Annotated in this window: 20 protein-coding genes; 17 read left to right on the forward strand and 3 right to left on the reverse strand. The window is 36.2% G+C overall.

Features of this window, described 5'->3' with window-relative positions; genetic code table 11:
* Window positions 1-217: 217 nt before the first annotated feature.
* The 6 genes from J3U23_RS10995 (at window position 218) to J3U23_RS11020 (ending at window position 5,016) form a co-directional block, all read left to right on the forward strand.
* Complete coding sequence (locus tag J3U23_RS10995) at window positions 218-1,198, forward strand: D-isomer specific 2-hydroxyacid dehydrogenase family protein (protein ID WP_065733558.1); 981 nt, start codon at window positions 218-220, stop codon at window positions 1,196-1,198.
* 48 nt (window positions 1,199-1,246) lie between these two features.
* Complete coding sequence (locus J3U23_RS11000; RefSeq protein ID WP_416380109.1) at window positions 1,247-2,065, forward strand: PTS mannose/fructose/sorbose/N-acetylgalactosamine transporter subunit IIC; 819 nt, start codon at window positions 1,247-1,249, stop codon at window positions 2,063-2,065.
* A 38-nt stretch (window positions 2,066-2,103) separates the two neighbouring features.
* On the forward strand, window positions 2,104-2,964 hold the full coding sequence (locus J3U23_RS11005) for a PTS system mannose/fructose/sorbose family transporter subunit IID (RefSeq protein ID WP_065563815.1): 861 nt from the start codon (window positions 2,104-2,106) through the stop codon (window positions 2,962-2,964).
* Window positions 2,965-2,990: 26 nt separating this feature from the next.
* A complete protein-coding gene (locus J3U23_RS11010) occupies window positions 2,991-3,488 on the forward strand; it encodes a PTS system mannose/fructose/N-acetylgalactosamine-transporter subunit IIB (RefSeq protein ID WP_065563814.1) in 498 nt (165 codons plus the stop codon).
* 16 nt (window positions 3,489-3,504) lie between these two features.
* A complete protein-coding gene (locus J3U23_RS11015) occupies window positions 3,505-3,948 on the forward strand; it encodes a PTS sugar transporter subunit IIA (protein ID WP_267339243.1) in 444 nt (147 codons plus the stop codon).
* A 126-nt stretch (window positions 3,949-4,074) separates the two neighbouring features.
* Window positions 4,075-5,016 carry a hypothetical protein gene (locus tag J3U23_RS11020; RefSeq protein ID WP_267331098.1) on the forward strand — a complete coding sequence of 314 codons (942 nt, stop codon included), beginning with the start codon at window positions 4,075-4,077 and terminating at the stop codon, window positions 5,014-5,016.
* 72 nt (window positions 5,017-5,088) lie between these two features.
* Here the strand turns inward: J3U23_RS11020 and satP are convergent, their stop codons facing one another.
* Window positions 5,089-5,661 (reverse strand): acetate uptake transporter, encoded by a 573-nt coding sequence (gene satP, locus J3U23_RS11025; RefSeq protein WP_065733562.1) that lies wholly within the window; start codon window positions 5,659-5,661, stop codon window positions 5,089-5,091.
* 228 nt (window positions 5,662-5,889) lie between these two features.
* Between satP and dnaK the strand changes: the two genes are divergently transcribed.
* Together dnaK and dnaJ are read left to right on the forward strand one after the other, a co-directional pair.
* Window positions 5,890-7,803 carry a molecular chaperone DnaK gene (gene dnaK / locus J3U23_RS11030; RefSeq protein ID WP_267339244.1) on the forward strand — a complete coding sequence of 638 codons (1,914 nt, stop codon included), beginning with the start codon at window positions 5,890-5,892 and terminating at the stop codon, window positions 7,801-7,803.
* Between the two features lie 126 nt (window positions 7,804-7,929).
* Complete coding sequence (gene dnaJ / locus J3U23_RS11035) at window positions 7,930-9,066, forward strand: molecular chaperone DnaJ (RefSeq protein WP_065563809.1); 1,137 nt, start codon at window positions 7,930-7,932, stop codon at window positions 9,064-9,066.
* Window positions 9,067-9,265: 199 nt separating this feature from the next.
* On the opposite strand, the gene grcA is transcribed toward dnaJ, so the two are convergent.
* Both grcA and J3U23_RS11045 read right to left on the reverse strand, forming a co-directional pair.
* A complete protein-coding gene (gene grcA, locus J3U23_RS11040; protein WP_065563808.1) occupies window positions 9,266-9,649 on the reverse strand; it encodes an autonomous glycyl radical cofactor GrcA in 384 nt (127 codons plus the stop codon).
* A gap of 167 nt (window positions 9,650-9,816) precedes the next feature.
* A complete protein-coding gene (locus tag J3U23_RS11045; protein ID WP_267339245.1) occupies window positions 9,817-10,383 on the reverse strand; it encodes a DJ-1/PfpI family protein in 567 nt (188 codons plus the stop codon).
* 242 nt (window positions 10,384-10,625) lie between these two features.
* On the opposite strand from J3U23_RS11045, the gene J3U23_RS11050 reads away from it, so the two are divergent.
* The 9 genes from J3U23_RS11050 to J3U23_RS11090 all read left to right on the forward strand — a co-directional run bounded on the left by J3U23_RS11050 (window position 10,626) and on the right by J3U23_RS11090 (window position 23,698).
* Window positions 10,626-12,146 (forward strand): MFS transporter, encoded by a 1,521-nt coding sequence (locus tag J3U23_RS11050; RefSeq protein WP_267331102.1) that lies wholly within the window; start codon window positions 10,626-10,628, stop codon window positions 12,144-12,146.
* A 38-nt stretch (window positions 12,147-12,184) separates the two neighbouring features.
* Window positions 12,185-13,324, forward strand: a complete 1,140-nt coding sequence (locus J3U23_RS11055; protein ID WP_065563806.1) for a glycoside hydrolase family 88/105 protein — start codon at window positions 12,185-12,187, stop codon at window positions 13,322-13,324.
* 95 nt (window positions 13,325-13,419) lie between these two features.
* The gene (ung, locus tag J3U23_RS11060) at window positions 13,420-14,109 is read left to right on the forward strand and encodes a uracil-DNA glycosylase (RefSeq protein ID WP_065733565.1); all 690 of its coding nucleotides are present in this window, start codon (window positions 13,420-13,422) and stop codon (window positions 14,107-14,109) included.
* Complete coding sequence (gene gntR / locus J3U23_RS11065) at window positions 14,106-15,104, forward strand: gluconate operon transcriptional repressor GntR (protein ID WP_065733566.1); 999 nt, start codon at window positions 14,106-14,108, stop codon at window positions 15,102-15,104. The genes ung and gntR overlap by 4 nt, the downstream gene beginning before the upstream one ends.
* A gap of 148 nt (window positions 15,105-15,252) precedes the next feature.
* Window positions 15,253-15,879: a uracil phosphoribosyltransferase gene (gene upp / locus J3U23_RS11070; protein WP_065563803.1), complete on the forward strand. Its 627-nt coding sequence runs from the start codon at window positions 15,253-15,255 to the stop codon at window positions 15,877-15,879.
* A gap of 98 nt (window positions 15,880-15,977) precedes the next feature.
* Window positions 15,978-17,216 carry a uracil-xanthine permease family protein gene (locus J3U23_RS11075; protein ID WP_065733567.1) on the forward strand — a complete coding sequence of 413 codons (1,239 nt, stop codon included), beginning with the start codon at window positions 15,978-15,980 and terminating at the stop codon, window positions 17,214-17,216.
* A gap of 534 nt (window positions 17,217-17,750) precedes the next feature.
* Window positions 17,751-19,163, forward strand: a complete 1,413-nt coding sequence (locus J3U23_RS11080) for a hypothetical protein (RefSeq protein ID WP_267339246.1) — start codon at window positions 17,751-17,753, stop codon at window positions 19,161-19,163.
* A gap of 957 nt (window positions 19,164-20,120) precedes the next feature.
* Window positions 20,121-21,374 carry a hypothetical protein gene (locus J3U23_RS11085; protein WP_267339247.1) on the forward strand — a complete coding sequence of 418 codons (1,254 nt, stop codon included), beginning with the start codon at window positions 20,121-20,123 and terminating at the stop codon, window positions 21,372-21,374.
* A gap of 998 nt (window positions 21,375-22,372) precedes the next feature.
* The gene (locus tag J3U23_RS11090) at window positions 22,373-23,698 is read left to right on the forward strand and encodes a hypothetical protein (RefSeq protein WP_267339248.1); all 1,326 of its coding nucleotides are present in this window, start codon (window positions 22,373-22,375) and stop codon (window positions 23,696-23,698) included.
* Window positions 23,699-23,746: the final 48 nt, after the last annotated feature.

Consider the following 23,746-nt stretch of genomic DNA (forward strand, 5'->3'; position numbering starts at 1 on the left):
GCATTATTAGTATATTTTCTGATAGAAAATAATTATCCCCTTATCAAAGCCAATTTTTATAATATTTCTTAAATATGTGATCTAAATTCATTTTTTTTAAAATCATTTTAATTATAATCAATGTTACCTGTCACATTTAAGTTAAAAAGAGGTTTATGAGCGTTAATTTTTTATAAAAAAGCAATAACGTTTATCTTTTATAAATTAGGAGTATGGAGTGGATAATTATAAAATTGCGATAATTAACTCAAGTAGTTTTGGAAAGTATTTTCCAGATCATTTAAAACGATTAGAAAAAATTGGTGAAGTAAAGCATTTTACTTTTGATAATGATATACCAGGGAAGGAATTAGCAAAGGCTTTAGAAGGTTTCAATATTTTTATTGCTAGTGTTAGACCTTTTTTTAACAAAGATTTTTTTGATAATAAAAAAGACCCTTTGTTTTTAATTTCTCGTCATGGAATAGGTTTTAATAATGTTGATGTTGTTGCTGCAAGGGAACATGGAACAATTGTAACTATTGTCCCCCCTCTAGTGGAGCGAGATGCTGTAGCCGAAAATGCAGTGACTAATTTACTTGCATTAATTAGGCAAACAGTTCAGTCACAAGCTGCAGTGAAATCAAATGATTGGAAAAAAAGAGCCTCTTTTTTGGGTATCAATGTTACGGGTAAAGTTGTTGGCGTTATTGGTTGTGGGAATATTGGAAGTCGTGTGGCAGAAATTTTTAAACACGGGTTTAATGCGCGCTTACTTGTTGTAGATCCAAACGTAAATAAACAATGGGCTAATCAACATAATATTGAAATTGTTGATTTAGAGTATTTACTAAAACATGCGGATATCATTTCTCTAAATGCTTCATTAAATGAAACTAGTTATCATATCTTAAAAGATCACCAATTTTCTTTAATGAAAAAAGGCGTTTACATTACCAATACTGCTCGAGCTGAATTGATTGATGAAAATGCACTATTACACGCATTAAATGAAGGTATTGTCGCTGGTCATGCAACTGACGTAATGTATGTCGAGCCTTCATATAACGATAATCCTTTAGTTCAACACCCAAAAGTTCTTGTTACTCCACATACATCCGCTTATGCCATTGAGTGTTTGCAAGGTATGGGGGAGAAATGTGTCGAAGATGTAGAGAAATTTGTCAATAAGCAAGAATTACAATCAATTGTTTCATAAAATTTTTTAAACATTATAAAAAAATCGAGGAGTTTATATATGCAAGAAATGCATGTAACGTTTCTTCAAGCAACCATTATTTCAATATGGGTTGCAATGGTAATGTCTCGGGGGCTGGGTGGAGCAACATTAACACTCAGATTCTCACCGATGATGACGGGGTTAATTGTTGGAATAGTCTTTAATGATATTTCAAACGCGATGATAATAACCGCAGCAATACAGTTAATTTATATGGGGGTATTTTCTCCTGGCGGACAAATGCCATCAGAACCCGCAATTGCAACTGCTGTCGCTGTACCTGTCGCATTACTCGGCGATATGCAACCAGCAGCTGCGGTGGCGGTAGCCGTACCTGTTGGTTTGTTAGGATCGTATTTATACCAATTAAGATTTTTCCTCAATACAATGATTATGAAATTAACTGAACGATATGCTGACGAAGCTAGCAGTTCGGGATTAACTTTATCAATTATTATCTTACCAATCATTTGTAGTGTCGCACTCTTTTTACCATTTATGTTTGTCGCACTCTATTTTGGTGCGCCAATAATTGCAGATATCATTAAATCCAATGCTGGTGGACTTGTTTTCCATGTCCTTAATGTAATTGGTGGTGGTCTTGCAGCAGTAGGTATTGCTCTGACTATTTATGTTATCGGTAAGAAAAATTACATCATTTTCTTCTTATTAGCTTACTTCATGGCCGTAATTGCAAAACCACTGAATATCACAATGGTTACCTACGCAATTGTCGGCGCTATTGTTGCGTTTATCTTTGTCCTTGCAAAGAATGAAGCGGTTAATTCTGCGGCTGAGCAACCTAGAAGTAATTCAAATAACCAAGTAGATGATGACGATTATTAATCTTTAATTGATTAATAAATTAAAAAGAGGAATTTATAATGACTGAAATCGTACAAGAAAGTATTGATCTCAAACCGGAAGCAATAACTAAAAAAGATATCACTATTGCATGGTTACGTTGGTATTATGCAAATGAAATCCCACACTCATTTGACCGCTATCTAGCCGCTTCTTTAATGTGGGGATTGATGCCAATTCTCAAAAAATTATATAAATCAAAAAGTGAGCTTTCTGCCGCTTATCAAAGACACTTATTGTTCTTTAACACTCAATTAACCTGGGGTGGCGGAACAATTTCAGGAATTATGGCGTCACTAGAAGCTGTAAGAGCAGATGAAGTTTATCAAAAGAAACCGATCAGCATTGATAACGACGTTCTCTATAATACAAAAGCTGGTTTAATGGGGGCTTTAGCCGGAATAGGTGACGCAATCGACTCTGGAACAGTGCAATATATCTTTATTGCAATTGCGCTTCCTTGGGCTCAAGAAGGCCTAGCAATTGGTGCTTTATTTCCTTTCATTGCATTTGTTATCTATCAACTTTTTGTTGGGTACTATTTTGCTCAGTTAGGATTCAAATTGGGTAGAAATGCAGCTACCGAAGTGGTTGGTAATAAAATGCAAATGGTCATTGAAGGCTTGTCCATTCTAGGCCTATTCATGATGGGTATTTTAGCTGCTAACTACATAAAAGTATCATCAAGTTTGAAATTCAATTTATCCGGTAAAGAATTTGTCATCCAAGATACGTTGGATAAAATCCTACCGGGTGTATTGCCTCTTATGGTCGTGATGGGATTATATTTCTATTTTTCTAAGAAAGGGTTAAAAGTAACTCAAGCATTAGTGGGATTAACCATAATACTTGGTGTATTAGCAGCCATTGGAATTTTATAAAATTAAAAAAATATAGAGGTAAAATTATGGGAAAAGTAGTGTTAGCGCGTGTAGATAGCCGCCTTATTCATGGTCAAGTTGCAACTAATGTCTCTAAAGCAGCTGGAGCAAATGCGTTATTTGTAGCCGATGATTACTCAGCAAATGATGAATTTACTAAAAATATTATATTAGGTGCTGGGGCAAGTACAGGACACAAAATAAGAGTATTAAAAGAAGATGGCGCGGTAAGATATTGGAATGATCGCCAGTATGATGATTTTAATGTTATTTTGATAACAAAAAATATAGAAGTTATGTATAAAATCATTAAAGCGGGTGTGCCAATAACTAATCTTAATATTGGGGGTTTACCGCTAGTACCTGGAGCAACTTCAATAATTAAAGAAGTATCGATTAATAAAGAACAACTTGATTTACTAATCGATTTACAAAACAGCTTCCCTAATATGGATATCTATTTTCAAGCGACGCCTTCGTTGAAAAAAGTCACATTAAACGAAGCGATTAAGATGTTTGAATAATATAGGTATCGAAAATATGATAGGTGTTTTATTAGTTAGTCATGGCAAAATGGCTGAAGGGATTAAAGATAGTGTATCAATGATTGTTGGAGAACAAGATAAATTTGAATCACTATCACTCAATCCAGGACAAGATATTGAACAATTAAAAGATAATTTATTTGTTTGTTCAAAATCTCTAGACTCAGGGCAAGGTGTCTTAATTTTTGTTGATTTATTGGGTGCCTCGCCTTATAACGCATCAATGCGATGTTTGCCAGAATGGGAAAAATTAGGTATGAATGTCCGCGTCATTACCGGTATGAACTTGCCAATGGTAATTAATGCTGTATGTAATAGAGATTCATTATCACTACTTGATTTGGCAAAAGAGTGTGTTGAAACTGGACATGAGAATATCCAAGAAGCGATTAGCAATATGGCTAATTTCTCCCAATCCCAAAATGAAGATGATTATTGATTAAACTAACATCTTCTATAGATAATATTATTTGATAATCATTATTTTAATATTATCTATTTGTTTCGCTGTTAGTGTGACTAATATCGCACTAACAGTTTTTCTAAATTAAAATAATTATTAAAAATGGATAAATTTAAAGACCTTGTACTAAGATACTGTGTCATTTTTGGCAAAAGATTTACGTCTAAAGAAAAAATCACTTTTTTAAGAGTGATATCTAAAGAACTTACTCAATTGGGCTATATAGTTGATGCTAAATTAGCAAAATTAAAGTTAGCAACAAGACGGTATGAAAATTATTACAACGCTTATATTGGTAATTTAGATCAAGCTGAATTAATCATTTGTACCTATTATGATACTGGTATTAAAAATTTTAATTTTAATAAAAAATATGCATTCACGCCTCACTTTAGTAAATTAGGCTATTTTATAAGTATTTCGCCAATTATTTTCTTATTCATCACCTCATTGGTATTAAATTACTGGGTGTTCATACCCAAAATTCAGTCGCAGGGTTTTTTTAGTATTCCCGGTGTATCGTCTATTGTTTCGACTATTTTATTATTTTTTATTATTTTGAAATACAAAAGTGGCATTCCGAATCAAAAGAATTTTGTTTGTAACTCTTCAAGTATTATTACAATTATCAATTTAATTAATAAATTAGATAAAAAAGAAAAGAAGAAAATTGCTTTTGTTTTATATGATGATGGTAATAATGGACAATATGGCCTAAAGATGCTGGAAAGCTATGCAAAACAATTGAAAAATAAAAAATTCATATTTATTGATAGCATTGGAAATGGTGATGAATTGATTTATTTAAAACCTGAAGAGTCAAACATTCATTTAGAAAATATTGTTTTTAAACAAGGAACAATGGATATCCAATTTCCAAATTACATTATGATGACATCGGGAACAATGGATAACAGTGGTAAAATTATGATAAATAACGCTTTTAGCTCAAAAGATAATAATTTATCTGAAGAAACAATAAATAAACATACCCAGTCTCTTTTAAATGTATGTAAATCATTGATAAATTCAAATAAAAATTAAAAGCTAGATTTTTTAATTTCTTTTTCAAAAAAATCACATCTACCAATTTTGTTAGTAGATGTGATGTTCTTATCAATGCTGAGATTTTGCACCAACTGGTAAAATTGTACGTCCATATTGTTCATTAAGCACTTCAGCCATCGCTAAATAAATAGCACTGGCACCGCAAATAATACCCTCAAAACCGGCAATATGAATGATGTCATGGTTACCACAAATGTTACCAATTGCTAATAAAGCAAATAAAACAGTTAAACTTGCAAAAACAAATTGTAATACTCGATTACCTTTTAAAGTACCGATAAACATAAATGCGGTGAAAATTCCCCATAATGCCAGGAAGATACCCACAAAAGTTGCATCAGTTGGAGCGGTTGCTGGTGATGTCGGTAAATACCAAATACCAACAAGAGCGATCCAAAAGAAACCATATGAAGTAAACGCTGTAGTACCAAAAGTATTACCTTTACGAAATTCTAAAATTCCAGCGATCACCTGTGCCAACCCACCATAAAAAATACCCATTGACACAATGGCCGTCATGACAGGAAAAAAACCTGCGTTATGAATATTTAATAAAATTGTAGTCATACCAAAACCCATTAAGCCGAGAGGGCCAGGGTTTGCTAATTTAGTTTGTTCCATAAAGATCCTATAATTTAATTCTCATAATAAAAAAGGCGGCAATAATAAGTGTAGAGAGGCCTATAATCAAGATTTAAGAAAAAATAATTTATTTTGCCCCTTGATATTAAAAATATTGTTCCCATTTATGTGAAAACAATTACATATCTTTGTCAAAATAAGGACTTGAAATTAAATATTTAAGACTTATATACAAAGAATAAAATACAGGTTTGAGGAGAAACGATTATGGGTAAAATTATTGGTATCGACTTAGGTACAACAAATTCATGTGTTGCAGTAATGGATAACGGCCAAGCAAAAGTATTAGAAAATGCCGAGGGTGATCGCACAACCCCATCGATTATTGCTTACACACAAGATGGCGAAATTCTAGTTGGTCAACCAGCTAAACGCCAAGCAGTAACCAATCCACAAAATACATTATTTGCGATTAAACGTTTAATCGGTCGTCGTTATGAAGACGCTGAAGTACAACGTGATGTTGGCATCATGCCATATAAAATTGTTAAAGCAGACAATGGCGATGCATGGGTTGATGTTAAAGGCCAAAAAATTGCTCCACCACAAATTTCTGCTGAAGTATTGAAGAAAATGAAAAAAACAGCAGAAGATTATCTTGGTGAGCCAGTAACAGAAGCAGTAATTACTGTTCCTGCTTATTTTAATGACGCACAACGTCAAGCAACTAAAGATGCTGGTCGTATTGCTGGTTTAGATGTTAAACGTATTATCAACGAACCAACAGCAGCAGCATTAGCGTATGGTTTAGATAAAGATGTCGGTAACCGCACCATTGCAGTTTATGACCTTGGTGGTGGTACATTTGATATCTCAATTATCGAAATTGATGATGTTGATGGTGAAAAAACATTCGAAGTATTAGCAACTAATGGTGATACTCACTTAGGTGGTGAAGACTTTGACTCTCGTTTAATTAACTATTTAGTTGATGAATTTAAACGTGAACAAGGATTCGATCTTAAAAATGATCCACTTGCAATGCAACGTCTAAAAGAAGCAGCTGAAAAAGCGAAAATTGAATTATCATCAGCACAACAAACTGATATTAACTTACCATATATCACTGCTGATGCAACTGGACCAAAACACTTAAATATCAAAGTGACTCGCGCTAAACTTGAATCATTAGTTGAAGATTTAGTTAAACGCTCAATGGAACCAGTTAAAACAGCATTAAAAGATGCAGGTCTTACTGTTTCTGATATTAAAGATGTGATTTTAGTTGGTGGTCAAACACGTATGCCAATGGTACAAAAAGCTGTTGCAGACTTCTTTGGCAAAGAACCACGTAAAGACGTTAACCCTGACGAAGCAGTAGCAGTAGGTGCTGCGGTACAAGGTGGTGTATTAGGTGGTGATGTTAAAGATGTATTATTACTTGACGTAACACCATTATCATTAGGTATTGAAACAATGGGTGGTGTAATGACTACCTTGATTGAGAAAAACACAACTATTCCAACTAAACATAGTCAAGTGTTCTCAACTGCTGAAGATAATCAATCTGCGGTAACCATTCATGTGTTACAAGGTGAACGTAAACGTGCAAGTGATAACAAATCATTAGGTCAATTTAACCTTGATGGAATTCAAGCTGCACCACGCGGTATGCCACAAATTGAAGTAACATTTGATATCGATGCTGATGGTATATTGCATGTATCAGCAAAAGATAAAAATACTGGTCGTGAACAAAACATTACCATTAAAGCTTCTTCAGGATTAAGTGAAGAAGAGATCCAAAAAATGGTAAATGATGCAGAAGCAAATGCTGATGCTGACCGTAAATTTGAAGAATTAGCTCAAATTCGTAACCAAGCTGATCATCTTGTTCACTCAACTCGTAAACAAGTGACTGAAGTTGGCGATCAATTATCAGCTGATGACAAAACCGCTATCGAAAGCGCCGTGAGTGATTTAGAAAATGCTGCACGCGGTGAAGATAAAGCAGAAATCGAAGCTAAAATTAATGCATTAATGGAAGCTTCAAAAAAATTACTTGAGTTAGCTCAACAACAAGCTCAAGCTGATCAATCTGCAAGCCAAGCAAATAGCGCAAACTCTGCTGATGATGTAGTTGATGCGGACTTCAAAGAAGTTGATGATGAGAAAAAATAAGCATTAACTAATATGTTTTTTAATGAGTTATTTCAACGAGTTTTAAACATGTAAAACATTAAACGGGCGCGAGGTAACTCAAGCCCGTTTAGTTGTTTATATAATGATTAAAGTTAAAGGTTAATTATGGCGAAGAAAGATTATTATGAAACATTAGGCGTAAGTAAAAGTGCTACTGAAGCTGAGATAAAAAAAGCCTACAAACGCCTAGCCATGAAATATCATCCGGATAAAAATCAGGATAATAAAGCAGAAGCTGAAGCGAAATTCAAAGAAGTCAAAGAAGCTTATGAAATCTTAACCGATCCACAAAAGAAAGCTGCTTATGATCAGTATGGACATGCTGCTTTTGAACAAGGTCAAGGTGGTGCTGGAGGCGGTGGCTTCGGCGGATTTGGTGGTTTTGGTGGAGGTTCTGCATTTGATGATATCTTCAGTGATTTCTTCGGTGGTGGGCGCGGACGTGGTCAAACCGCGTCACGAGGCGATGATTTACAATACAACATCTCATTAACGCTAGAAGAAGCAGCAAGTGGTGTAAGTAAAGAGATAAAAGTACCAACATGGGTAACTTGTGATGTATGTCATGGACAAGGAACAGAAAAATCATCAGATGTTGTAACGTGTGATACATGTCATGGCGCTGGTGTTGTACAAATGCGACAAGGCTTCTTTGCTGTACAGCAAGAGTGTCCAACCTGTCACGGCCGTGGAAAAATCGTTAAAAATCCATGTAAAAAATGTCATGGTGAAGGACGTATTCAGAAAACGAAAACACTATCTGTTACCATCCCTGCTGGCGTGGATACCGGAAACCGTATTCGACTTTCAGGCGAGGGTGAAGCGGGACTTAATGGCGCCCCAGCTGGAGATTTATACGTTCAGGTACAAGTAAAACCACATGCAATCTTTGAACGTGATGGTACAAACTTACATTGTGAAATTCCAATTAACATTGTTTTAGCATCACTTGGTGGTGAAGTAGAAGTACCAACACTAAATGGTAAAGTCAGCTTAACCATACCAGCTGAAACTCAAACAGGTAAAATGTTCAGATTGCGTGGAAAAGGAATTAAATCATTACGCGGTAGCGCAGTAGGTGATCTATACTGCCACGTAGTGGTTGAAACCCCAGTAAACTTAACTGGCAAACAAAAAGAGTTACTAAAAGAATTGGGTGAAAGTTTCAAAGCGGATAAAAACTCAAAACACAGCCCAAAAGAAAAAAGCTTTTTTGATAAAGTGAAAAAGTTTTTTGGATAAAATCAATTATCACTTAATAGCGAAGCAGGGTTTCCTACTTCGCTATTTTTTTGACACTCAAATAAGACTAAACGTATCTGTAAATATTGAATGTAAATTTGACCCGGCGCAGTAGTTAACTTGGGTGAATAAAACCTAAATTAAAAGTAAAAAAAAACCCAGCATAAAGCTGGGCGAAACTTATTGTCAAATAAGAAACTTAGATTTTAGTTGTAAAAGTACGAGCAATAACATCGCGTTGTTGTTCAGCTGTTAACGAGTTAAAACGAACAGCATAACCAGAAACACGAATAGTTAATTGTGGATATTTTTCTGGATGTTGAACAGCGTCTTCTAAAGTCTCACGACGAAGAACGTTCACATTTAAGTGTTGACCACCTTCAACTTTAATTGTTGGTGCTACATCTAATGGAATTTCACGATATTCGATTTGACCAAGTTCAGCAGTTGGGACAACTTGATCTTCTTTATAAACTGATTTAGCAGCAACACAACGAGCTTCTTTTGTTGAATCATCTAATAACCAGAATGAGTTAAGTAGTGCTTTATTGTCAGCTTTAGTAATTTGGATACCTGTAATCATTTTAAATCCTCCTAATGGATCTGGACGTTATTGTCCTAAACTATTGAGACTAATATAGCACTTTCAAAATTTGATTAAAATCAAAAAAAGCTATTAATCTGATAAGTTTTACCGTTGATTAGCTTTTTAGCAATTAATAAGGTATAAACTTCAATTATATTGGGGGGTTAATAATGGACATAAATATGTTCAGCTTGAAAGTGAACTTCATCTTTATCTATTTTTAACGATTCTGCTAGTGTAAAAGCGAATTTAAATGCCATACCCAGCCCTTTACCACTCAAAAGATTTCCATCACAGACAACATCTTGATCAACAAAGATCCCATCTTGAACATTTTTATATAAATCACCAGAACAGACATATTTCCGACCATTTAATAGCTTATTCTTACTCAAAACTTTTGCTGCTGCCGAGCAAATCGGGCAAATCCACTTATTTTCCTTATCGTGGCGTTTAATAAAATTAATCACATTGGGATTATTGCCTAAATTAACTGTGCCATCTGGCCCACCCGGTAAAATCACTGCATCGTATAGCGTTGTTTGTTTATCCTTAAGCAATGCATGAGCTCTCATCTCAATACCATGATAACTTTTAACCTCAATATCATCTTGGCAGGCTAATAGATGAACGGCTATTTTTACTCGGCAAAGTGCGTTATAGATAATAATGGCTTCAGCTTCTTCAAAACCTTCAGCTAATAAAATGGCTACTTTTGGGATCTTCATCATAAATACTCATAATAATGATTGAAATTTGAATCATTGTTTCATAAATTTTTTTACCAAATAAAAATTATTTTATAAAAATAAGATATATGTGAACAAAATCACATCGACTTTCAAAATTTTGCCATTTTTATAAAAAGTTGGCATATATATTAAAGTTTAAGAAAAGCACCCACCATAGACTAGCTAAAGAATGTGAAAAGGATATTTATTTTTTGAAATAAGGAAAAATGAGTGGGGCAAATATGAAAAAGAGAGTGATAGGTTTAAAAAATTACTTAGCTTATGGCGCTGGTGATTTTTTAGGTGCGGGAACAACAGCATTGACTGCTGTGTGGTTATTATATTTTTATACAAATTTTTGTGGACTAACGCCTATCGAAGCCACATTTATTTTTGCGGCAGCAAGGGTTCTTGATGCAGTGATTAGCCCATTGATGGGTTATTTAACGGATAACTTTGGCCGAACTCGATTAGGTAAACGTTTTGGTCGTCGTAAATTCTTTATCTTACTTGGTATTCCACTCATATTTAGCTATAGCGTAATGTGGGCACCTGGTATGAATTATCTCTACTACTTAATCACCTACCTCTTCTTTGACATGGTCTACACCATGGTGCTGGTTCCATACGAAACATTAGTTCCTGAAATGACCGATGATTTTAAACAAAAAACCAAATTTTCCGGTGCACGAATTTCAATGGCACAATTATCGGCAATATTAGCCGGGTTCTTACCGGGGATTTTACTCAACTATTTTGGTAAAGATAATGCAATATCATTCTTCTATGCAAGTTTAGTCTTCTCAATCCTATGTTCTTTTGCCCTTTGCATGGTATACCTATTTACATGGGAAAGACCAAATGAACTAAAATCGAAAGAGGCTTTACAAGCAGAACAACTAGCTGCTTCATTATCCTTTAAAGAAAGTATCCGCCATTTGGTTATCGAATTATTATCCACCTTCAAAATAAAAATCTTCAGACAGCATTTAGGTATGTATCTTGGTGGATATATTGCTCAGGATGTATTTAACGCCGTCTTTACCTATTATGTAATTTTCGTTCTATTACAAGAGCCAACCGTTGCTTCAATGCTAATTGGAACCATGTCTATCACCCAATTTGTTGCTGTACTTTGTATGATGCCATTATGCATAAAATATGGTCCAGCGCCGGCATACCGAGCTGTTGTAACTATCTTTGGCTTAAGTTGCCTCTCTTATGGCATCATTTGGTATTACAACTTAAGTCACATTCACACTTTACTTGTTACCATCTCAGCAATAGCTGGATTAGGTCGAGGTGGTATCAACTACGTTCCTTGGAATATCTACACTTATATTTCAGATGTTGATGAAATTATTACCGGCAAACGCCGAGAAGGTATTTTTGCCGGCGTAATGACATTTACCCGAAAAGCTTCACAAGCGGGAGCAGTAATGTTGATTGGTGTATGTTTACAATGGTCGGGCTTTGTGAGTGGCCAAAATCAGCAACCTGAACAAGTCTCGCTAACTATCTTATTCTTATTAGTGATTGGAACAATATTCGTTCTCTCATTAGGATTTTTCATTTCGTTGAAATTCAAATTAAATCTAACCACTCACAAAATTTTAATCAATGAAATTAATAACATAAAAGGTATTGGAACAAGTTCTGAAAGACGAATTAGTGATGAAGGCAAACCGGTTGTAGAAATGTTAACTGGTATGCCGGTTTCCCAGCTCTGGGGAAATAACAATATAGGTTATAAAAATAAATAAAAAAAGAATTCAAATTTAATGATTAGTAGAGGTACAAAATGCAGATATTTCCTGTAAAACATAGCAAATTACTTTGTAAACCTGAATATATAATTTCACGTTCTGAATTAAAACAACTGATACATAAAATTATTAATAATCTAATTAATATCAAAGATGAAACCGGTGAATTTCTATTACGCTTAGATGATGGACGTGTAATAGACACTAAAGGTTGGAATGGCTGGGAATGGACTCATGGCATTGGACTTTATGGTATGTATCAATTTTATCAACAAACAGGCGACAAACCGACGCTCGACATTATTGACGACTGGTTTACACAGCGCTTATCAGAAGGAACACCAACCAAAAATGTGAATACGGTTTGTCCATTTCTAACATTAGCCTATCGATATGAAGAAACCAAAAATCCTGTTTTTCTACCATATTTAGAGCGTTGGGCTGACTGGGTAATGTATGAAATGCCAAGAACGAAATTTGGCGGTTTACAACATATTGTCTACAACAATGAAAATCATCAACAACTTTGGGATGACACGCTCATGATGAGTGTATTACCTATCGCCAAAATCGGTAAATTACTCAATAGACCAGAATATATACAAGAAGCCATTTACCAAATACTGATTCACATCCAATATCTAATGGATCGCCAAACTGGGCTTTGGTTTCATGGATGGACTTTTGACGGCAACCATAACTTTGCCAAAGCCAGATGGGCAAGGGGAAACAGCTGGTTAACCATCGTCATTCCGGAATTTATTGAACTACTTGATCTTGATCAAAACGATCCATTTCGAAAACTACTAATTGAAGTGCTCAATGCGCAAATTCAGGCACTGGCTAAATACCAAAATGAAAATGGGTTATGGCACACAATCATCGATGATCCTGATTCCTACTTAGAAGCATCGGCAACCGCTGGATTTGCCTATGGTATTTTAAAATCGATAAGAAAACGTTACATCTCTGATGAATATACCGTAATGGCAGAAAAAGCAATTAAAGGAATATTAACAAACATAGATGACAACGGAACACTACTCAATGTTTCATTTGGCACTGCAATGGGCAGCGACTTAGCATATTACAAACAAATCCCATTAACATCGATGCCATATGGCCAATCCATGGCAATTTTGTGTTTAACTGAATATTTAAGAGTGTTTATTTAATATCATCCAGTATTGATTAGCATTAGGTTTATTATTATTTTTAGGTATAATTATTATTAATGCAGTACCGTATAAAATTTTAGTAAAGGCAAAATATGAGTAATCAATTAACCTGGAACGATGTTATTGGCTCTGAAAAAGAGAAGCCCTATTTTCAACATATAATGCAATTTGTTGCCACACAACGCGCTGAAGGTAAAACCATTTATCCTCCTCAGCGCGATGTGTTTAATGCATTTCGTTTCACTGAATTTAATAACATCAAAGTAGTAATTCTAGGGCAGGACCCTTATCATGGCCCAAACCAAGCTCATGGTTTATCCTTTTCTGTATTACCGGGAATCAAACCACCGCCATCACTACTCAACATTTATAAAGAACTCTCAACGGATATTGACGGATTTACTATTCCAAATCATGGTTACTTAGGTTACTGGGCAACTCAAGGCGTACTACTACTTAACAACGTATTAACGGTTGAAGCTGGTCAGGCCCACTCTCATGCCAAAATAGGTTGGGAAACCTTTACCGATCATGTTATTGCTGCGATCGATAAACATTTGGAAGGCGTGGTATTTTTACTTTGGGGCTCGCCGGCTCAGAAGAAAGGTCAATTTATTGATCGTCAAAAACATCATGTATTAACCGCCGTACACCCATCGCCATTATCTGCACATCGTGGCTTTTTTGGATGTAAACACTTCTCAAAAGCAAATGCGATCATTACACAGCATGGTAAAACACCAATCGATTGGCAACCAAGATTACCGGAAAATAAACAATGAGTAAAAAACGTCGCCCTGGCTTACAAGAAATCGCCAACTTAATCGGCATCAGCAAAATGACAGTCAGTCGCTTTTTGCGAGATCCCAACCTAGTATCAGAATCACTTCGGTTAAAAATCTCATCGGCTATTGATAAATTAGGCTATATTCCAAACAAAGCGCCTGACATGCTATCTAATGCCAAAAGTTATGCTATTGGCGTGGTATTACCCTCATTAACTAACCAAGTCTTTGCTGATATTTTAAAAGGTATCGAAATGGTTACTGATGTAAAAGGGTACCAAACCATGATCACCCACACTGGATACAGTGCGGATAAAGAAGAGCTACGGGTTCGTTCATTACTCTCTTACAACATCGATGGACTCATATTAACAGAAAGAATACACAATCCGGCTACGCTCAAAATGATCGAAATATCTGGCGTACCTGTAGTTGAAATAATGGACAGTATCTCACCTTGCATAGATATGGCTGTTGGTTTTGATAACTTTACTGCCACCAAAAATATGATTCATCACATGATAGAGAAAGGGCGACGCAACATCGTCTACTTTAGTGCAAGGCAAGATCAGCGAAGCATCATACGTCAGCAAGGTTATGAAAAAGCCATGCAAGAGGCAGGATTAACGCCTAAAACATTAGCAACCAAAGAAGCCTCATCCTATGAACTAGGCGCAAGATTTTTACACCAAATACTAAAAGAGTACCCAAGTGTCGATGGCATATTTAGTACTAATGATGATTTGGCGCTAGGTGTACTACTTGAATGTCAACGTATTGGTATTAAAATACCGAAACAAATAGCCATCGTTGGATTCCATGGTCATAAAATTGGTCAATATATGAATCCCAAGCTAGCCTCAATCCAAACCCCAAGAATCGAAATGGGCAAAATTGCTGCCGAATTACTACTAAAACGTATCAATGGTGAAAAGGTCGAGCAAAAGGTTATTGATTTACCTGTTGAATATCTCGAAGGTGAAAGCTTATAAAAAATGAAAAGCGAGTATTCACATCATCAATAATAATGCCTTTATTGGGATTTCGGGTTTTCATGATTTGATAACTCTGCTATAATTACCTCTCAGTGGTTATTTATACCTACTAATTAGATCATCGAAAAATAACACTGAGGCCCCCATGAAAATTGTTGAAGTAAAACACCCTCTAGTTCGCCATAAAATCGGCTTAATGCGTGAACACGATATTAGCACAAAAGATTTCCGAGACCTTGCTAGTGAAGTTGGTAGCTTATTAACTTATGAAGCGACAGCCAATCTACCGACTGAAAAAGTCACAATTCAAGGTTGGTGTGGACCTGTTGAAGTAGAACAAATCAAAGGTAAAAAAATCACCGTTGTGCCTATTTTACGTGCTGGTTTAGGAATGATGGATGGTGTCTTAGAACATATACCTAGTGCAAGAATTAGTGTTGTTGGTTTTTATCGTAACGAAGAAACGCTTGAACCAGTCCCTTATTTCCAAAAACTAACTTCTGATATTGAAGAACGAATGGCATTAGTCGTTGATCCAATGCTTGCTACCGGTGGTTCAATGGTTGCAACTATTGATCTGCTTAAAAAAGCTGGATGTAAAAATATCAAAGTACTTGTATTAGTTGCTGCGCCAGAAGGAATCAAAGTATTAGAACAAGCTCACCCAGATGTAGAACTTTATACCGCATCAATCGATGAACGGTTGAATGAAAAGGGCTACATTTTACCAGGACTTGGTGACGCCGGAGACAAAATATTCGGCACTAAATAAAATCTCAAATTTTAGACCGGTTTTAACCGGTTTTTTTATGCCTACTATTTGATTATAAATAGATATGATTAACATTAAGTGGAATAAGAGAGGACAATGTGTCTAAAAATATCGATAATGAAGCATCACAACACTCGTGGCAAGACATTTTTACCGGCGCCCAAATGCTATTTGTTGCATTTGGTGCATTAGTACTTGTGCCATTATTAACCGGATTAAATACCAATGTTGCTTTATTCACAGCCGGATTGGGCACACTATTATTTCAACTCACCACCAAAGGAAAAGTCCCGGTATTTTTAGCATCATCCTTTGCTTTTATTGCACCGATCTCTTTTGGCGTTGCACAGTGGGGAATTCCTGCAACATTGGGTGGACTTGTTGCAGCCGGTTTTGTGTTTATGTTTTTTGCCTTTTTGGTCAAAATTAACGGAAAGCACGTAATTGATCGCATTTTACCGCCAGTGGTTACCGGACCGATCATAATGGTTATCGGTCTATCACTTGCACCGGTAGCCGTCAAAATGGCAATGGGAACCGACAGTGGAATACCCGCCGAAAACTATCAATTAATTTTGATCTCAATGGCGTCACTATTAACCACCTTAATTGTAGCAATTTGGGCCAAAGGCTTTTTTAGATTAGTCCCGATCATTGCAGGTATTGTTGTGGGATACGCATTGTCTTGCATAATGGGCATAGTCAATTTTCAACCCATTATTGATGCGCCATGGTTTAAAGTACCAGATTTCACCTTTCCAGAGTTTCACTGGCAAGCTATCTTATATATGATCCCAATTGTAATTGCACCGACGATCGAGCATGTTGGTGATATTATGGCGATCAGCGCAGTAACCGGAAAAGATTATACCCGAGATCCGGGCTTACAAAGAACATTGCTTGGTGATGGATTAGCAACCTCAAGTGCAGGCTTTTTTGGTGGTCCACCTTGTATCACTTATGCCGAAGTTATTGGCGCGGTAACATTAACCCGTAATTTCAAAACACGAGTAATGACTTGGGCGGCAATTTGGGCGATTTTCATGTCATTTGTTGGAAAGATCGGCGCTTTTTTAAGTACGATCCCAACAGTTGTTATGGGTGGGATCATGGTGCTTTTATTCGGATCGATTGCATCAGTCGGTATTAATATATTGATCAAACATAAAGTCGATCTTTCTATATCACGCAATATGTGTATTGTCTCATTAGTATTAGTTTTTGGGATCGGCGGAATGATCTTTGATTTTGGATCTTATGCACTACAAGGCATTAGCTTATGTGGAATTTTAGCGATTTTATTAAATTTAATCTTACCTAAAAAATCAACTGACTAATAAATAGCTGTTAATCATCAAATTGATTAACGGCTAAAAAAATTACTGATTTTTACAAAAAAAGTGAGGAGTGGGGTTTTTAGCGTTTAAAACTCCACTTAAAAATCAATAAATTATTCCAATAAAATAAAATTTTCCTGAATTAAAGATTATAGTTTTTAAGGATTTGTAAAGTTGATATTTATCAATTAAAACATAATTTCACAAAAAAATGTTTAGATCTTTTTCTGAAGATCTTTACAAAGATTAACGATCTAAAATGAAAAAATTATTGCGTCATATTTTTTCAGTCACTATACTTCCGGATCATTATTAGTTAGACAGATAAAATTTAACTAAAAAATATAAAAAAGTAAATAAATCATAAATATACTTGACAGGATTGTCGCATATGTTCTATAATTTTCAACAGGCAACAGGCAACAGGCAACTTGGCCAACCTATAATTTAAATTCGCCAAATTCAAACTCTCAGCCTATTTTTTTTCATTCCAGTTTATTAATCGACGAAAATTTAAGATCGCGTAGTCGATCGTTGCGCCGATCGTTATTTCGAGCATCATTTGGATCATCATTCCGATCATCTCGTCGATCATCTCTCGGATCTAAATTACGCCGACAGATCTTTTTATCGCTCGGCTTTTTGCTAATACCTTTTTATTCCAGCCATGCATTAACCGTTAAAACCTCGAATATAATTCAGGGTAATGCGCCTTATTTAACTTTCGATGGTGGTAGAACACGAGCGCTTAATATTGAAGTTTTGCTCGGTATTACACTCTCTAACGGAGAACAGTACACGGCTAAAACCAATACTTCATCATCTTCAAACCCCATTGAGTTACCAGTTGCAGGTCAAAGTTTTGCTGATATAGATATGATCTTTCCAACGAATGTCGATTTAATCGCTTTAAAAAAACTTATTGGTCCGCCCAATAATTATTGGTGGGATGATGACGGTGATGGTGAGATTAATGTTAATGGTTTTTTAGAGTTATCTCTCGTTGATGAAAGAAGTAGAACAGTATCACGTAATACAGTGTTAAGGCCTTGTAAAGCGCCTTATGAGGTTATATTAACTAGTACCAATGGTACATTAACAACGCGTTATGGTATTCCAAATAGTAGTGATTTCAATCCTAGTCGGGTCACTTATTTTGTCAAACCTAAGGGGCAGGAAATTTGTTTTGCCATTCCAAGTCTATCTTTCGAAGGCAATGGAGGTGTAAAAGCGGGTCCACCTGAAATTTTTGATCCATCTTTTGGTTTTTTGCCTCAGTCAACTGACTCATATGATAAGAACTTTCCGACTACAGCTGCTAACAACATGTACTTTGATTTAAGCATTGCAGGTAATAAACAAGCATTGTCTTGGTCTCCGGTCTCGCGTGGTGGTATCACGGTGACTATGACCAATTCTACAGCGACAGGCGTACGGGTTACCTTAACTGGCCCTGTTGCAACCGAATCTCAATGGAATTCCAGCAATCCTGATCCTATTACTATGCCTACTTTGCCCCAGACCTTCGAGTTAGTTGGTCGAGATAGTAGTGGTAACGCTATCGTTAAATATGGATTTACGTTAAAACAATGGTTTGTCAACCGAGGTAAAACTTATTACAGCTATCCTAGCATGGAATCCTGGTGTAACAGTATTGGTTATCGCCTGCCTAAAGTTAAGGATTTAACTAATGCAAAACGCTATGAAATTACTGGAGGTACACCTTCATCATCAGGTGATTATTATATGCGTACAATTGGTGCAGGCTTGCTCGCTGAGTGGGGTAATATAGGCAAATATAATCGAGCCAACTTTGACGCTGTCCAATGGTACTGGACCAGTGATATAAAAGGTTTAAGCCGGTTCGTTGTTTTTCCTAAAGATGGTCATGTACATTGGGCTGAGCCCTCGTATGATAAATCGGTAGGGCTTTGTACTTATCCTTAGTATCTATTCCTTCTCCCTTAAGCTTTAAAGCTTGGGGGAAAGGTGGCGTTAAATCATCAAGGAATGGTTGACCTTAAGAGTCAAGATAGTTGTCAAATAAAACGCGGTTTTGTAGTTTAGCCTCCCCCGGACATCATCATCCCTCAATCGGGGGGGGATTTTTTGAGCAGTAGTCGTTTCAGCGTTTAAAATTCCACCTTGCAATGTTGCCTTAAATAAATAATTCCGCTCTAACTATGGCGCTTTAGCTGTGTTTTTCCATCAAAAAAAGTTGAGGAGCGGGGTTTTTGGGGTTCTAAATTCTGCTTTGCAATGTTGTCTCAAATAAGTAATTCCGCTCTAACTATAGCGCTTTAGCTGTGTTTTTCCTATCAAAAAAGTTGAGGAACGGGGTTTTTGGCATTCACTCCCTAAAATCAATAAATTGAAAAAAATTCCAAAAAAATAAAATTTTCCTAGAATTAAAAATTATGGTTTTTAAGGGTTTGTAAATTTGATATTTATCAATTAAAACATAATTTAATTAATAATTATTTAGTTCTTTTTCTGAAGAGCTTTACAAAGATTAACGATATAAAATGAAAAATTTATTGCGCCATATTTTTCCAGTTATTATACTCTCAAATCATTTTAGCTGAGTAGCTAAAATTCAACTAATAAATATAAATTGGTAAATAAATCAAATATTTACTTGACAGGGTAGTCGAATATGTATTACAATTTGCAAAAGCCTAGGGCAACCTATAATTTAAATTTGCCTAATTTAAACTCTCAGTTTTTTTTTTTCACTCTAGTTTATTAATCGACGAAAATTTAAGATCACGCATTAGATCGTCACGCCGATTATCATTCCGATCATTTCTCGGATCTAAATTATGCCGACAGATCTTTTTACCGCTCGGATTGTTACTAATACCTTTTTATTCTAGCCATGCATTAACCGTTAAAACCTCAAATATGATTCAGGGTAATGCGCCTTATTTAACTTTCGATGGTGGTAGAACAAGAGCGCTTAATATTGAAGTTTTGCTCGGTATTACACTCTCTAACGGAGAACAGTACACGGCTAAAACGAATACTTCATCATCTTCCAACCCCATTGAGTTACCAGTTGCAGGTCAAAGTTTTGCTGATATAGATATGATCTTTCCAACGAATGTCGATTTAATCACTTTAAAAAAACTTATTGGTCCGCCCAATAATTATTGGTGGGATGATGACGGTGATGGTGAGATTAATGTTAATGGTTTTTTAGAGTTATCTCTCGTTGATGAAAGAAGTAGAACAGTATCACGTAATACAGTGTTAAGGCCTTGTAAAGCGCCTTATGAGGTTATATTAACTAGTACAAATGGTACATTAACAACGCGTTATGGTATTCCAAATAGTAGTGATTTCAATCCTAGTCGGGTCACTTATTTTGTCAAACCGAAGGGGCAGGAAATTTGTTTTGCCATTCCAAGTCTATCTTTCGAAGGCAATGGAGGTGTAAAAGCAGGTCCACCTGAAATTTTTGATCCATCTCGTGGTTTTTTGCCTCAGTCAACTGACTCATATGATAAGAACTTTCCGACTACAGCTGCTAACAACATGTACTTTGATTTAAGCATTGCAGGTAATAAACAAGCATTGTCTTGGTCTCCTGTCTCGCGTGGTGGTATCACGGCGACTATGACCAATTCTACAGCGACAGGCGTACGGGTTACCTTAACTGGCCCTGTTGCAACCGAATCTCAATGGAATTCCAGCAATCCTGATCCTATTACTATGCCTACTTTGCCCCAGACCTTCGAGTTAGTTGGTCGAGATAGTAGTGGTAACGCTATCGTTAAATATGGATTTACGTTAAAACAATGGTTTGTCAACCGAGGTAAAACTTATTACAGCTATCCTAGCATGGAATCCTGGTGTAACAGTATTGGTTATCGCCTGCCTAAAGTTAAGGATTTAACTAATGCAAAACGTTATGAAATTACTGGAGGTACACCTTCATCATCAGGTGATTATTATATGCGTACAATTGGTGCAGGCTTTATTGCGGAGTGGGGTAATATAGGCAAATATGATCGAACCAACTTTGACGCCGTCCAATGGTACTGGACCAGTGATGAAAAAAGTTTGAGCCGGTTCGTTGTTTTTCCTAAAGATGGTCATGTGCATTGGGCTGAACCCTCGTATGATGAATCGGTAGGACTTTGCACTTATCCTTAACGCTTATTTTTTCGTTCTTAATTACATTAAGGTTTAGGGAGGGATTAGGAACGGAAACGATTTTATGGCTTCACGATACATAAGCACCCGCCTCGGCGGGTTTATTTTTGAGGTTTTTTATCGCAAAAAAAGTTGAGGAGTGGGGTTTTTGGGGGTTTAAATTCTGTTTTGAAATATTGTCTTAAATAAATAATTCCGCTCTAACTGTGGTGCTTTTTAGTAGCTGTTTTTTGCATCAAAAAAAGTTGAGGAGCGGGGTTTTTGGGGGTTTAAATTTCGCTTTGAATTATTATCTTAAATAAATAATTCCCCCTTAAACTGTGTCGTTTTTTAGTAGCCGTTTTTACATCAAAAAAAGTTGAGGAACGCGGTTTTTTGGGGTTTTAAATTTCACTTAAAAAGTTTTAAATGATCAAACTTACTAAATTTCTAATTCAAAGCCCTAAAATAAAATTTTTGAGGATCAATCGCTCTAATTTTAAAGATTTGTAACTGTGATATATTCAATTAAAACAATAGGTAAATAATTATAATTTAGATCCTTTTTAGATCCTATTTACAAAAGTTAACGTAAATGAGCGAAAAAAAGTGTTGCATCGTGTTTTTCCAATCACTATACTTTTTACACGGTTTTAGCTAATGGGCTAAAATTTGACAGAAAAGTATAAAATTGTAAATAAATCAAAAAATTACTTGACAGGATTGTCACATATGCATTATAATTTTCAACAGGCAACAGGCAACAGGCAACCTGGCCAACCTATCTTTTAAATTCGCCTAAGTCCAGCACCCAGTTTAATTTTTTCACTAACGCTTATTTTTCCACGCAATCAAGTGAAATTCTGCGAAATTTCGCGCGATCGCTTCCGCGATCCTCTTTTCGTTTCTTTTTCCGATCGTTTTCCGGACCCATTTTCAGATCCTTTTCGCGATCCTTTTTCGGATCCTGTTTTCGATCCTTCCGTTTTTTCAAATTATCCCGGCAGATTGTTTTTTTCGTGGTCTTTTTCCTTCCTTTTTCTGGTCACGCATTGACATCACAGACAACTGCAAATCAGATACAGGGTAGTGCACCTTATCTGACTTTCGACGGTGGTCGTACACGTGCGGTTGATGCTAACGGTCTGCTTGGGATTATGCTATCTAACGGAGCTAATTACACGCCTTCTAACAATTCATCATCTGCAACTCCAATCGTCTTGCCCGTTGAGGGTCAGAGTTTTGCTGATATTCGTATGTTCGTTCCTACTGATACTACTTCAGTCGCTTTGAGTTCTCTTATTGGTCCTCCTAATAATTATTGGGGTGATGATGATGGTGATGCTGACGTTACTGCTACAGGTTCTTTAAGTTTATCTATCGTCGATAAAAACAATCAATCAGTATCACGTAATTCCGTGCTAACAATTTGTAATGCACCTTATAAGGTTACGTTATCCAGTACTGACGGTACATTATCTACTCGTTACGGTTTTCCTAATCATAGTACTTTCAGTGCAAGTAGTGAGACTTATTACGTCAATCCTAAGGCTGAGTCGGTGGTTTGTTTTGCAAGGCCTAGTTTGACTAACGGTACAGGTTATTTAGCTGGCCCAGCTTCAATGTGGGACCCTTATAAAGGTTTTATCCCTCAGTCAACTGGCCCATCCTCTTACGGTAGAAACTTTCCTACTACAGGTCTTAATGGACTGTACTTTGATTTACTCATTGGTGGTGTTAGTCAGCCATTGTCTTGGTCTCCTGTTTCTCATGGAGGTATCACTGCTACTATGTCTAATTCTACTGCTACAAGCGTTCGTGTTACTTTAACTGGTCCTTACGCTACTCCATCCCAGATTAGTTCAGCCAATCCTGGTCCTCTTTCCACTATTTCTTTGCCTCAGACCTTCGAGTTGGTCGGTCGTGATAGTAATGGTACTCCTGTTGTCAAATATGGTTTTACTTTGAAGCAGTGGTTCGTCCACCGAGGTTCTAAGGAGGACACTCCTTCTAATACATTATCTTGGTGTAATAGTCTAGGTTATCGTCTTGTTAAGGTAAGTGATTTAACCAACGCATCTTGTCCTAACAACGATTCTTGGTGTCAGGGTTCAGTCGGCGCCACCCCTTCCTCGCCAGATAATTATTATATGCGTCATATAGGTTCAGGTTTTTTCACTGAGTGGGGCTATATGGCTGATTACTCTGGCGTTGGCTTCCCCTACGTTTGGTACTGGACTAGTGACCCGAATGGTAGTAACCAGTTTGTCGTGAACACAGGCAACGGTTACGTGACTTGGAACTACACCTACAACGACAGCTACGGACTTTGCTCCCATCCTTAGTTTTTATTTCTTCGTCCTTAATCCTTAGGGCGGGGGCGGGGGTGATAA

This window comes from Gilliamella sp. B3367 (assembly GCF_026536825.1).
Taxonomy (GTDB): domain Bacteria; phylum Pseudomonadota; class Gammaproteobacteria; order Enterobacterales; family Orbaceae; genus Gilliamella; species Gilliamella apicola_E.

Excerpts from the sequence above, each read along its gene's own strand:
- J3U23_RS11010 (WP_065563814.1), top strand. The coding sequence starts at position 2,991 with ATGGGAAAAGTAGTGTTAGCGCGTGTAGATAGCCGCCTTATTCATGGT.
- J3U23_RS11000 (WP_416380109.1), top strand. The coding sequence starts at position 1,247 with ATGCATGTAACGTTTCTTCAAGCAACCATTATTTCAATATGGGTTGCA.
- dnaK (WP_267339244.1), top strand. The coding sequence starts at position 5,890 with ATGGGTAAAATTATTGGTATCGACTTAGGTACAACAAATTCATGTGTT.
- satP (WP_065733562.1), bottom strand. The coding sequence starts at position 5,661 with ATGGAACAAACTAAATTAGCAAACCCTGGCCCTCTCGGCTTAATGGGT.
- J3U23_RS11055 (WP_065563806.1), top strand. The coding sequence starts at position 12,185 with ATGCAGATATTTCCTGTAAAACATAGCAAATTACTTTGTAAACCTGAA.
- J3U23_RS11085 (WP_267339247.1), top strand. The coding sequence starts at position 20,121 with ATGATTCAGGGTAATGCGCCTTATTTAACTTTCGATGGTGGTAGAACA.
- J3U23_RS11050 (WP_267331102.1), top strand. The coding sequence starts at position 10,626 with ATGAAAAAGAGAGTGATAGGTTTAAAAAATTACTTAGCTTATGGCGCT.
- dnaJ (WP_065563809.1), top strand. The coding sequence starts at position 7,930 with ATGGCGAAGAAAGATTATTATGAAACATTAGGCGTAAGTAAAAGTGCT.
- J3U23_RS11005 (WP_065563815.1), top strand. The coding sequence starts at position 2,104 with ATGACTGAAATCGTACAAGAAAGTATTGATCTCAAACCGGAAGCAATA.
- ung (WP_065733565.1), top strand. The coding sequence starts at position 13,420 with ATGAGTAATCAATTAACCTGGAACGATGTTATTGGCTCTGAAAAAGAG.
- J3U23_RS11015 (WP_267339243.1), top strand. The coding sequence starts at position 3,505 with ATGATAGGTGTTTTATTAGTTAGTCATGGCAAAATGGCTGAAGGGATT.
- gntR (WP_065733566.1), top strand. The coding sequence starts at position 14,106 with ATGAGTAAAAAACGTCGCCCTGGCTTACAAGAAATCGCCAACTTAATC.
- grcA (WP_065563808.1), bottom strand. The coding sequence starts at position 9,649 with ATGATTACAGGTATCCAAATTACTAAAGCTGACAATAAAGCACTACTT.
- J3U23_RS11020 (WP_267331098.1), top strand. The coding sequence starts at position 4,075 with ATGGATAAATTTAAAGACCTTGTACTAAGATACTGTGTCATTTTTGGC.
- J3U23_RS11045 (WP_267339245.1), bottom strand. The coding sequence starts at position 10,383 with ATGATGAAGATCCCAAAAGTAGCCATTTTATTAGCTGAAGGTTTTGAA.
- upp (WP_065563803.1), top strand. The coding sequence starts at position 15,253 with ATGAAAATTGTTGAAGTAAAACACCCTCTAGTTCGCCATAAAATCGGC.